Genomic DNA, 12195 nt, shown 5'->3' on the forward strand with positions numbered 1-12195 from the left:
GACTAGTGGCGGGCCAATTATCTTCTTCGGATACCTATGGGCGAGAGGAGCAGGTGTGACGACTTGAGCCGCTTTCGATAATACGGAGGATTCGCTATCTTCATGACCAAAGCTGCCATCGGTACCGAGTGAGTTAAAGAAGGTTAAGATGGTTACCACAATCACAATAGTTTTACCGGCCCCAAATACGAAACGGCGTAGCTTTTGCCAGGTATGACTCAGCACTTGACGCAAGCGGGGCAGTTCGTAGTCTGGGAGTGTCATCAGTAGGCTTTCACTGTGGCCCGGGTAGAGCGTGTGACGCAAGATCAAGCCAGTGAACACGGCCACGGCAATCCCGAGTAAGTAGAGCCCAAATACCAGATTTTGTCCGTTTTGCGGAAAGAACGCAGCGGCAAACAAGGCGTAAACCGGAAGCCGTGCCCCACACGACATAAAGGTAGCCATCGCCGCGGCGGTTTTGCGCTCGTGAACTTGTTCTAGGGTACGCGTTGCCATGACGGCAGGCACCGTACAGCCAAAGCCGAGGATCAGTGGCACAAACGCTTTACCCGGCAAGCCGATTTTTTGCATCAAGCCATCAAGCAAGAATGCCGCACGCGCCATATAGCCTGTACTTTCTAGAACGGTGAGAAAAAGATACAGTCCGGCAATGACAGGGATAAAGGTCGCCACGGTTTGAATACCACCACCGACACCATCAGCAACTAATGTCACTATCGCCACGGGCAATATGCCATCTAATAGTTGATGGGTGCCATCCACTAAAATTGCGCCAGCAGCGATATCAAAAAAGTCGATAAAAGCGCCGCCAATGTTGATTGCGAACACAAACATGGCATAGAGTACGGCAAGCAAAATAGGCAGTGATAAAAAAGGATGGAGCATTATCCTGTCGAGTTTCTCGGTTTTATTGCGGCTCAAATGACGATGCTCGCGCCGTGTGTCATGTACCAGGTCGCGGATATAGCTGTAGCGTGCATCAGCGATAAGGATATCAGTATCTTGTCCCGCCAGCGATTGATAAGCCTTGGAAAATAACGCTTGCTGGGGCTCATCATTACCATCAGGCAAGCGACCACGCTCCAGGCATTCAATCAAATGGGCGCGTTGATTCACTTGTGCTGTCGCCGTGCCTGTAAACGGGGCACCAAGATGGGATTGGACCATGCCTCAATGTGCTCACCATAGTTCAACTGCATGGCGTCACAGTAAGGGAGGTGTGTCACAATGTGGGCGAGTTGATGGCGGAACGTCGCCACGCTGTCGGCTTGACAAGCGGTCACGGTAAGAACGGGACAAGCCAGCCATTCTTGTAACTTACCGATATCAAGCTGTTGTCCGTTGCGATCCAATAGATCCATCTTATTGATTAGCACAATCATTGGAACGCCGCGTTCGCGTAACTGCAAGGTAAGATACAGCCCACGTTCGAGACTGTTCGCATCCAGTACGTTGATGATCACATCACAGTCGCGGCTATCAATGGAATACGTGGCGATTTGTTCGTCTAAACTGGCATCAAAGCCTGCATTTAGCGCGTATAAACCGGGTAAGTCGGTAATATCACACTCTGTATTGTCGTGCTCTATCTTGTTGAGTTCGGTATTATCGAGCGTAAGTTGACCAACCTTCTTATCAACCGTGACGCCAGCCCAGTTGCCGACTTTTTGGCGAGAGCCGGTCAACGCATTAAACAAAGTGGTTTTGCCGCAATTTGGGTTACCGGCAAGAAGAATGCGTTTTTTTTCCATCACAGTGTCTCCACGTCAATCAATTTTGCAACGTCACGACGAACGATAAGTTGTTCGTTATCGAGCCGGATTTGCAGTGGGTCCCCAAGCGGCGCGTGCCGAACCAGCTCAACAGCAGTGCCAGGGATTAACCCCATAACAGCAAGGCGATGACGGATAACAGCGGGCACATGATGGACACTGGTAATACGCGCGGACTGACCACGACCAAGTTTTGACAGTTTCATAGTGCGAGATCCAAATAAGAATGGTTTTCATTGCATATTACGCGCAAAGGGCGCTGTTTTTTTTGCGTCGGATCAAGCTATGGTGCAAGTAAACAACCTGACAGCTCCACTGCGGCAGCTCCACTGCGGCAGCTCCACTGCGGCAGCTCCACTGCGGTAGCTCCACTGCGGAAATACTATCCTGGGGCTACGATCCTGTCGCTATAGAAGGAAGGCTAAAAAAAGCGGCCTGTATTGGCCGCCATAAAGGAAAGTTGGGGGGAGGCGGATCTAGTTAGAAGGGGTATGATGGGCATCGCGTTGATTATTCAGTTTATCTATCGCGATGGTTAGTAGCCCGTTTGGGGCCTTTCCGTCAGGGCCAAAGCCGGCTTTCTCTCCTGACAAGAGCGAGAGTGCTTCACTGACGTGTGACACGGCATAAATATGGAATTCGCCTTTTTCGACCGCCAGCACGACATCTTTACGCAACATCAGGTTTTGACTATTCGCAGCAGGAATAATTACCCCTTGCTGATGGTTGGGACCTTTAAGCGTACAGACATCAAAGAAGCCTTCTATTTTCTCATTCACGCCGCCGATCGGTTGTGCTTCACCAAATTGATTCATCGACCCTGTAATAGCGATATCTTGGCGTAGCGGCACCTCGGTAATTGCTGAGAATATCGCACAAAACTCAGCCATAGAAGCGCTGTCACCGTCGACACCGCCATAGGACTGCTCAAAGGTGAGATGGGTTTTAAGCGGGATCGTGTCGGTTTTACCCAAAAGGGTGGCAAGATAAGCGGATAAGATCATCACCCCTTTCGAATGAATACGACCGCCTAATTTCACGCTGCGCTCAATATCGAGTATTTCACCCTCACCAAATGCGGTGGTCGCGGTAATTCGGTTGGGCAAACCAAAGCTGTAGTCCGAGGTACTGAGTACCGACAGGCCGTTAATCTGGCCTAACGCCGACCCCTGGGTGCTGATCAAGGTTACCCCGTTTTCAACATTCTGCATCATGCTGTCTCGCAAGCGGCTCACTCGCATGTTGCGACTGGCAAGCGCTTTTTCAACATGTAGCGCGCCAATCGTATTCGCTTTCGCTTGCGTGGCCCAGTAATTAGACTCCCGCAATAGGTTTGCAATATCAGCAGAATGGAGCGACAAACGGTTTTGATCCTCAGCCTGTCTTGCGCTGTGCTCGATAATACGGGCGATAGCGCTGCGGCTACAGTGCAGTAGGTTGCCGTCGTGAATAATGCTGGATATAAATTTAGCGTATTGTTGTTCGGTACTTTCCGTGCGCGGCATGTCGTCTTCAAAATCTGCCGTGACCCGAAATAACTCACTGAACTCTGCATCGTAGCGTTGCAAAAGCTGATACGTTTGATAATCGCCAAATAAGACAATTTTGATATCCAATGGGATCGGTGCGGGATCGAGTGATACGGTGCCGCTCAGGGTCACCTCACGTTCGAGGGCACTGACGCTCAACTGGCGACTGCTAAGCGCGCGCTTAATGCCTTCCCACACGTAGGGCTTTTCTAGCACTTTGATAGCATCCATCATTAACACGCCGCCATTGGCGCGATGGAAACTGCCTGGGCGAATGAGGGAGAAGTCAGTGAACACCGTGCCTTTAAAGGTGGCGTTTTCAACATAGCCAAATAAATTGTGATAGCTGGGGCTGTCTTCGACAACAATCGGCGCCTGGGCGTCTTGTTGGCTAACCAAAACATTGACTTGATAACGACGAGGGAGCTTTTTATCTAACGCTGCGTAAGCGAGCGCCGCTTGTTCTTCGCTGTCCTCTAAAAAGATATCAAGGTGTTCTAGCATATCTGTCTGCATTGCGTCGAGAAAAGTGATGATCTTGGGCAGATCGGCGAACGTCTTTTTCAGCGGCGCCATATGGGTGGCGATCACGTCTTGGCCAATATCTTCATCCAGTGCTTTTTGCTTTTCTGCGTATTCCGATTCCCATTCACCCAATTGACGAACAATGCCGCGTAACTCGGTCTCGAGTTTATCGATCACTTTACCAAAGGCCATTTGCTCGTCTTGCGATAAGGCATCAAAGGTCTCTTCGGTATGCGGCTCTTCACCGTTAAGAGCGACGAATTGATAATCCCCTTGTGGAGTAATGGTGAGGCTAACACTGTTTTTTTCCGCGCTCTCACTCAAGCCTTGCAGTAGAGTTTGTTGCCGCTCAGTAAGTTGGTTTTTTAATGTTTCCGCACGTTGATAGTACATTTCATTATCAAACGCCATCGGTAGGGCATTCGCGAGTTTACCCATTAATTGCTCAATATGCTTTTTTAACTCACAACCTTTACCCGCGGGGAGCTTGAGTACTTGCGGCGAGCGTGCTTCTTGGAAATTCGCGACATAGCACCAATCATAAATGGGTGAATCCGTCTGCCAATGTTGGTTGAGGTAGCGCATCATCATAGTGCGTTTGCCTAGCCCGTTCTGACCGATGGCGTAAATATTGTAGCCTTTCTCTTTAATTGACATCGCGAACTCAATGGCGTGGCGAGCACGGTCCTGGCCGACGATTTCGTCAAGTGGCGCAAGATGCTTGGTTGAGGTAATGTCGCTGTGTTTTAAGCTGGATTCACGATACAAGCGATCGCTGGTTAGCTGAGTAAGAGCCATGGCTGTCCCCGTGTTGGTGTTTAACCGTTACTGGTATCAGTGTAGCGACTGTAAGTGATTGTTTTCGTGACTTTGGTGGAGAAAGCGATGACGGGGTCACAGTTTTACAATGGCTGTTGGTTTTATGAACAAAAAAGCGGGCGCATGAGCCGCTATGATGGAAGGATAAAGGGGGCGCCCTAGTGGTTGCTGCTAGCGAGAGGCGGCTATCGCGCGAATCAGGGTGTCAATATCGTTACGGCTGATGTCTTTATGGGTGACTAAACGGGCTGGGTTGCCGCTTAATGTGACACGAATATTTTTCTCAATCAGCCGCATTTGTAGACGTGTGCGTTCGATCGTATCGGCGATATCAACATAGACGATGTTAGTTTGTACGGGGTAGGCGTCAGTTGAAAATCCTTCAAGTTTGTGCAATTCACTCGCCAAGTAATGCGCATTGGCATGGTCTTGTGCTAGTCGGTCAACATTTTCGTCTAGTACTTTCTGACCGGCAACCGCTAACATTCCTGCTTGGCGCATCCCTCCACCGAGCATTTTGCGTATGCGCCTTGCTTTACTGATAAAGGATTGTGAGCCAAGTAGAAGGGAGCCAACGGGCGCACCCAGTCCTTTGGATAAACAAATGGTCATCGAATCAAAGTGACAACTGATGGCGGTGATATCGACGTCTAGCGCCACGGCAGCATTGTAAACGCGCGCGCCATCAAGATGTAATTGCAGTTTGTGGTGATCACAAAAAGTGCGCGCCTCGGCCAGGTAGGATAAAGGCAATACTTTACCGCCGATGGTATTTTCTAAGCTTAAGAGTTTCGTTCGTGCAAAATGAAAGTCGTTTGGCTTAATCGCCGCGGCGAGTTTATCAAAGGGAAGACTGCCGTCTGGTGCATTGTCTATCGGTTGGGGCTGGATTGATCCTAACACCGCAGCGCCCCCAGCTTCATATTTATAATTATGGGCTTGTTGACCGCATAAATACTCATCACCACGCTCACAGTGAGCCATTAAAGCCAGGAGGTTGGCTTGGGTGCCTGAGGCAGTAAAAAGTGCTGAGTCAAAACCGTGTCGCGTAGCGGCCCATTCTTCCAACGTATTGACGCTAGGATCATCGCGATAAACATCGTCGCCAACGGGGGCATTAGCCATCGCTGTTCGCATCGCCTCGTCAGGCAGAGTCACAGTGTCAGAGCGAAAATCAATCATCGGGCAACATCCTTATTATTGAAGGCCCCATATCATGCTAGGGGCCTATTGTTGACGTGTGCTCGAAAAGCGTGACGATTTAGCTTTTCAGCATTTGCCAGTATTTTTGGTAAATCTTCACCGCTTCGCCAACATCATCGGTGAACTCACCACGTTCAACTGCTTCGTCAGACGGGAAGATCGTGGTGTTTTCTTTTAGGTCTGCATCCAGGTATTCTGCAGCACGGGTGTTTGGTGCTGGGTAGCCAAACTCTTCAACCAGTTTGGCTTGGTTCTCTGGACGGTACATAAAGTCGATAAACTGGTGAGCCAGCGTCTTATTTTCCGCGTTTTTGGGGATAATGTAGTTATCCATCCACAAAATAGCCCCTTCTTGTGGGTACACAAACTCAATCCCATCGATCTCTTGTTGGGCCATATGTGCATTGCCATTCCATTGCTGGCCAATATTGACTTCGCCAGTGACAAACGGCACATGTGTGCATCGGAGTTATAGACCACAACGTTATCACGCAAGTCGCGTAAGTACTGGTAAGCTTGCTTAATTTCGGCTTCATCAGTGCTATTAATGCTGTGACCTTGGGCTTTCAATGCCATGCCGAACACATCACGCACATCATTGAGGAGCATGACTTGGCCACGAAAATCCTCACGCCATAAATCCGCCCATTTCGTGACTTTACTCCCATCAACATAATCACGGTTATAGCTGATCCCTGTGACACCGAAAACATACGGGAGCGAGTAATTATTCTCTTGGTCAAATGACTGGCCGAGCAAGCCTGGACGCAACTGATCAAAATGACTAATCTGGCTTTTATCAATTTTGGCGAGCATATTCTCATTGATCATGCGCTCAATAAAATAGGTTGAAGCGAACGCAAGATCATAACCTTCGCTATTCAGCAGCTTAAGCTTGGCATACATGGATTCGTTACTCTCAAATGTTGAGTAGTTAACATCAACCTGGTATTCCTCTTCAAAAGCGTTAATCACCTCCATCGGCATGTATTCTGCCCAGTTGTAGAGATTAAGCACTTTATCGTCTGCGTTGACACCTGTCGCAACCATCGCTGAAATCGCGAATGCGGTGGCGGTAATTCCGTGAGTCATTTTTTTCATTATCATGGTCCTTCAATGGCTTACTGGCCGAGTACACGTCGGGGCGAATCATATTGTACCCAGCCCTTGTGTCAATGACTTTTTTTAACCAAAGAGCGTTTCGGGAAGTGTCCCGTTAACGGTAGCATACCTCTTGTTTGACCCCCTAAGTTATTGGGCAGTATCCTGGCATTTGTGGCTTGCGAGTCGGTCATGACAATGCCACTATCTGCGCGCTTTATACGCAAGCCACTATATACGCAAACCACTATGCTGATAGGTTGAGCTTGTGCCCCATCCATTGGATCACATAAATGAGTAACCATTGAGAGCATGGTCAAAACCTACCGCCCTGACACCAACTACTACGTTGCTACGCAAAACCAGCCCTTGTCTTTCCCTCCTTTAACCGGTAGTCATCAAGCAGATGTTTGTATCATCCGGTGCGGGATTGACGGGATTAAACGCAGCGATTGAACTGCGCCAACGTGGCTACCAAGTGATTGTGCTTGATGCTAAGATGATCGCTTGGGGCGGCTCTGGCGCAATGGCGGCCAGTGTTTAGTCGGATATTGCCTGGGGCTTAGGGAAGTACACGAAACCTATGGCGCGCAGTGGGGCAAGCAACTTTGGGATCTCTCCGTTGAGGCGGTTGACATGGTACGCGAGCGGATCCTCACTCATCAGATAGCGTGTGACTTTCAACCGGGTTACATCGAGCTGGCGTTAAATAAAGCGCAACAAACGGAATTAAAAAGCTGGTATGCCCTAAAACAAGGGGAATATAATTATCCCATGGCGCAATGGTGGGATCAGGCCAAGGTTGCAGAGGTCGCGAATACTGAACGCTATTTAGGGGGATTATACGATCCAAACAGCGCGCACATTCATACCCTCAACTATACGCTCGGGCTGGCCAAAGCAGCGCGGGAATTAGGCGTGAAAATCTTTGAGCATAGCCCGGCTCAGTCGATTAAAAAGGGACGTCCCCACTGTGTGCGTACGCTTCAAGGTGAGGTGAATGCCCCGCGTGTGTTGCTAGCATGCAATGCCTATCTCGATGGCTTGAAAAGAAAGGCGCAAGCGAAAGTCCTTCCCGTCGCCTCCTTCATAGCAGTGACCGAGCCGCTCGGCGATCGCATGCCCATTACCAACCGGATGGCAATGTCTGACCTTAACAATTGCCTTGATTATTATCGCCCCACCGCAGATGGGCGTATTTTATTTGGTGGCGTGAACCACCCGTTTAATCGTGAATATAAAGATTCAGCCCAACGTCTGCATCAACGTATGACGACCGTATTTCCTCAGTTAAACGATGTAAAGATGGACTACCATTGGGGCGGGTTGTTTGCGGTCACCCGCAGCTATATGCCGCATATTGATCATCTAGGCCAAGATATTTACACGGCGCATGGATATACCGGCCATGGCGTCGGGCTCACCAATATAGCCGGGCGAGTGATTGCAGAGGCGATGGATGGACAAGCCAGTCGCTTTGATGTGTTTGCGCGCTTAAAGCATGGCTGGATCCCAACTCCGAAAATGCTTCGCAGTCCCGCGTTAGCGCTAGCGATTTGGAAAGCGAAGCTCGATGATCTCCTCGGTGGATAGCCATCATTGGCAAACAATCAACGATGAAAAACACTTGTCGTCACGATAAAGATCTCGTGTTGCCCTTCACGAGGAAGGCAGTAAGGTAGCCCTTCAAATAGCGGGGGGTAAGTGTTTGAACACACTAAGCATCATTGATGATCTCGCCACACACGGGTTAAGTGTGTGCGATCAATTTTTAACAGCGCAAGAAGTGGTTGACTTACATACGTGTTTGCCAGAGCAGTGGATGCAAGCCAGCATTGGGCGCGAGCAAAAGCAGCACACTAATACCCAAATTCGCACCGACAAGATCCACTGGCTGGAGCGTGGCAACGCCCCAGCGATAGATGCGCTGCTAGATAGGATGTCTGAATTGCAGATCGCGTTTAATCGTCATCTATTTCTCGGCCTATTTGAGTATGAAGCACACTTCGCGAAATATAATCTGGGTGATTTCTATGCCAAACACTTAGATGCGTTTAAAGGCCGCTCCAATCGAAAAGTCACCACAGTGCTCTATTTGAATCATGACTGGCGTGAAGAAGATGGCGGTGAAATCGTCATTTACAACGTCGACGGTAGTCACTTGAAAACACTCTGGCCAAAAGCAGGTCGCCTGGTGACCTTCTTATCGGAAGAATTTCCTCATGAAGTGTTACCCGCGAAACGGCCTCGATTTAGTATTGCCGGTTGGTACCGCATTAATGGAATGAGTGGTCAGCGGGTTGATCCAATCCGCTAGCCAACCGCATACTGGCTAACAGCGTTTATAACCACAAAGCGGTCACTATGATGGATTCTCCGCAACAGCAAAGCTTTTTCACTGATGTGGGATTTGATTGCCATCAAGCGGTGGCAATGCCACAAGCCACTGTCCAATGGCAGCCTAGCTGGCTGCCTACGGCCGATGCTGATAGCTTGTTGACACAGTTACATCAGCACACCCCTTGGCAGCAATTGCCCATTTCGATGTTCGGTCGTACTGTGATGCAACCGCGCTTATTGGCATGGTACGGCGATCATTCATACACCTATAGTGGATTGACATTACAGCCCCTACCTTGGACGCCTTTATTGAGGGATTTAAAAGCGCGTGTTGAAGCGGCAACGCATTCGCGTTTTAACACAGTGTTATTGAATCTGTATCGCGACGGTAGTGACTACATGGGCTGGCATAAAGATGATGAGCCAGAATTAGGAAGCCATCCCACCATTGCCTCGATCAGTTTAGGCGCCAGTCGACGGTTTTTATTCCGTCATACGCAAAGGAAGGAAAAACGCGAGTTTTTGCTCGATCATGGCTCACTGCTGCTGATGGCAGGCGAGACGCAAACACACTGGCAACATGCATTGCCAAAAACACAAAAGCCCATGGGTGAGCGAATCAATCTGACGTTTCGTTGGTTGACGCCGTTTACGGGAAGTGAATAAGACCACTACCGTTCAGAGGCAGTGGTCGTTGGGTTATTCGACAATCAGGCTGACGTTGTCATAGGGGCGATATCCTCGCAGCATGGCCGCATAGTTACCTGGTGTTGCATTAGCGAACCGACAAACCTCGTCATTGCCGCTGCGATAAGGACGACAATTCCAGTTACCTGTGCCGACGTCGCCATTTGCTTTAACGTACAAATCAACGTCACCAGAACCGCCATAGGTCCGGATCACTAAGTTACCTGGTTGCTCTAACGTATAGTTGAAGTACTTTTCACTTTCGCGTGCGCCAGATAAGCCATTGATTGGTTCCCCGAGTGTCAGTTCGTTGCTTGGGTCGGGGGAGCTGTCGGCGTTCGCGAGCTCTACGGTATAGGCCAAACCTAATTTAGTGAATTTAACGGCATGATTCCCTTCGCTGTCGCTGTTCGTCAAGGTGTCTTGTGGCGTATGAATGTTCGGGTTGTAGTCATTAAATTTGGCTTCAAATGGCATCGCGGCCGGATAGCCAACTTGATGCCATGATGCGTGATCGGAACAGGCATAGCCACAGGTATCAAACCCATAATTTAAGGCGGGCAAGTATTCATCGAGCAATTGCGTGAGATACTGAGTGAGCTGGCTATCGGTATAGTCGGTAATAAAGACAATGTCTTCAGCGGAGCCTTGATAGTTTGTCATGTCCAATTGCAAGACACCACGAACATCTTTACCTGCTTGTTTAAATTGGTTGGCAACGTCTTGCGACCCACGTAACCCAACTTCCTCGGCAGCGTAGGCAACAAATGCGATGCTTCGCTTGGGCTGGAAGTTGTTCTGAACGAGGACTCGAATCACTTCCGTGACAGCAGCAACCCCCGAGGCATCATCATCGGCGCCAGGCGCAATACTTTGCTCATTAGTACGTGAGCCGATAGTCGAGTCCAGATGGCCGCCCACGACGACCCATTCGTCGGGTGATTCTGTGCCTTCGATGGTTAACATCACCGAATCTTGATTATATCCACTGTGTGCAATTTGGGTGACGGACGCACCGGCTAACCCCGCACTGAGCGATTGCCAACGTTGTTTTATCCAATCCGATGCCTGCGCCCCTGACGTGGTGGTATAGAAGCGGTTGGGGAAATCAGTAAGGCGATCAATGGTATTAACGATAAGTGCGCTATCAATCTGACTAATCCAAGGTGTCACTAACGCTTGCTGGCTGATCGTTGGGGCAACAAAGCTCGCGCGCGACAACGGCATGTTACTGGCTGCCATTGCACTTTGGGCGGATGAATGCACAATATAACCGCCGCAGCGATGGTGGTTTTCGTGCATTTCATGGGAAAGGGCGGCTAATTCAGACTCACTGACTTCACCAATCCATGCTCGCCCATTATGAGCCACTGACTGCGCTAACAAAGGTTGTGCGCCAGAAGATAGAGCGGTTTGTTGTGCATCTGCGCCGATCGAAATCCAGACTTTTTTATCTTCAGCCTGTGCAGAGATGCAGCTTGTTGCGAGTACAACGGCCAGAGCCGTGTGTTTATAATGCATAGTTCCTCCTTGATATAATAAGGGTCGCTAAAGGCCATGCGACTTACTTACTATAGAGGAAAAATACAACTTGTTGATAAATTGATAAAATCATCAGTGGATAGTTTAGTTGTCACAAAAATGTTAATAGTGGTGGTTTTGTTTTTAACGCAGGAAAAGGTGGACGAGTTACCTCACATGGCTGAGAACGCAATAATACCAGTAAGGTATGAAGGGTAATTGAATCTGAAGCGCATACCTAAACACATAAAATGCTGAAAATAGCAGCAGACTGGTCGAAGTTTGATGCTTTTGTTTGCAAAACAGCCATCTGAAACTTTTATTAAATAATAAGTGTTGACTCGATCACGTTAATCCGTAGAATGCCCCCCGTACCGCAGAGACGGAACGAAAACAAAGGCGCGTTGGCAGAGTGGCTATGCAGCGGATTGCAAATCCGTGTACCTCGGTTCGACTCCGGGACGCGCCTCCAAGTTTTTCTGGGTACACAGCAAATTCGGACGCGGGATGGAGCAGTTTGGTAGCTCGTCGGGCTCATAACCCGAAGGTCGGTGGTTCAAATCCATCTCCCGCAACCAATTTTAAGTGCAAATGCACAATGTAAGGCGACATTAGCTCAGCTGGTAGAGCGCGACCTTGCCAAGGTCGAGGTCACGAGTTCGAACCTCGTATGTCGCTCCACGTTTTGCCCACAT

General features: G+C 49.3%; 7 protein-coding genes, 3 tRNA genes and 3 pseudogenes. 6 read left to right on the forward strand and 7 right to left on the reverse strand.

What is annotated here, in order from left to right:
• The 6 genes and pseudogenes from feoB to DZ54_RS26865 all read right to left on the reverse strand — a co-directional run.
• A pseudogene (gene feoB / locus DZ54_RS24275) lies at window positions 1-1754 on the reverse strand (ferrous iron transport protein B); the annotation flags it as partial.
• Entirely contained in the window at window positions 1754-1981 is a 228-nt protein-coding gene (locus DZ54_RS0113715; RefSeq protein WP_025674675.1) for a FeoA family protein, read from the reverse strand. The gene DZ54_RS0113715 and the pseudogene feoB, both read right to left, overlap by 1 nt.
• 270 nt (window positions 1982-2251) lie before the next feature.
• A complete protein-coding gene (locus tag DZ54_RS0113720) occupies window positions 2252-4627 on the reverse strand; it encodes a Lon protease family protein (RefSeq protein ID WP_025674676.1) in 2376 nt (791 codons plus the stop codon).
• Window positions 4628-4819: 192 nt separating this feature from the next.
• On the reverse strand, window positions 4820-5830 hold the full coding sequence (gene ltaE, locus DZ54_RS0113725) for a low-specificity L-threonine aldolase (RefSeq protein WP_025674677.1): 1011 nt from the start codon (window positions 5828-5830) through the stop codon (window positions 4820-4822).
• 79 nt (window positions 5831-5909) lie between these two features.
• Complete coding sequence (locus DZ54_RS26860; protein ID WP_276202051.1) at window positions 5910-6248, reverse strand: ABC transporter substrate-binding protein; 339 nt, start codon at window positions 6246-6248, stop codon at window positions 5910-5912.
• Window positions 6249-6295: 47 nt separating this feature from the next.
• Window positions 6296-6958, reverse strand: a pseudogene (locus tag DZ54_RS26865) (ABC transporter substrate-binding protein); the annotation flags it as partial.
• A gap of 306 nt (window positions 6959-7264) precedes the next feature.
• On the opposite strand from DZ54_RS26865, the pseudogene DZ54_RS21870 reads away from it, so the two are divergent.
• The 3 genes and pseudogenes from DZ54_RS21870 (at window position 7265) to DZ54_RS0113745 (ending at window position 9958) form a co-directional block, all read left to right on the forward strand.
• Window positions 7265-8545: pseudogene (locus DZ54_RS21870) on the forward strand (NAD(P)/FAD-dependent oxidoreductase).
• Between the two features lie 115 nt (window positions 8546-8660).
• Window positions 8661-9269, forward strand: a complete 609-nt coding sequence (locus tag DZ54_RS0113740; RefSeq protein WP_025674678.1) for a 2OG-Fe(II) oxygenase — start codon at window positions 8661-8663, stop codon at window positions 9267-9269.
• A 116-nt stretch (window positions 9270-9385) separates the two neighbouring features.
• Window positions 9386-9958 carry an alpha-ketoglutarate-dependent dioxygenase AlkB family protein gene (locus DZ54_RS0113745; RefSeq protein WP_051416031.1) on the forward strand — a complete coding sequence of 191 codons (573 nt, stop codon included), beginning with the start codon at window positions 9386-9388 and terminating at the stop codon, window positions 9956-9958.
• 33 nt (window positions 9959-9991) lie between these two features.
• On the opposite strand, the gene DZ54_RS0113750 is transcribed toward DZ54_RS0113745, so the two are convergent.
• Window positions 9992-11500 carry a M28 family metallopeptidase gene (locus DZ54_RS0113750; RefSeq protein WP_025674681.1) on the reverse strand — a complete coding sequence of 503 codons (1509 nt, stop codon included), beginning with the start codon at window positions 11498-11500 and terminating at the stop codon, window positions 9992-9994.
• Between the two features lie 398 nt (window positions 11501-11898).
• Between DZ54_RS0113750 and DZ54_RS0113755 the strand changes: the two genes are divergently transcribed.
• The 3 genes from DZ54_RS0113755 (at window position 11899) to DZ54_RS0113765 (ending at window position 12181) form a co-directional block, all read left to right on the forward strand.
• Window positions 11899-11972 (forward strand) — tRNA-Cys (locus DZ54_RS0113755).
• Between the two features lie 29 nt (window positions 11973-12001).
• Window positions 12002-12078, forward strand: a tRNA-Met gene (locus DZ54_RS0113760).
• 27 nt (window positions 12079-12105) lie between these two features.
• Window positions 12106-12181: transfer RNA gene (locus tag DZ54_RS0113765), tRNA-Gly, on the forward strand.
• The last annotated feature ends 14 nt before the right edge of the window (window positions 12182-12195 follow it).

The organism is Salinivibrio socompensis S35 (assembly GCF_000513715.1).
GTDB classification, from domain to species: Bacteria; Pseudomonadota; Gammaproteobacteria; order Enterobacterales; family Vibrionaceae; genus Salinivibrio; species Salinivibrio socompensis.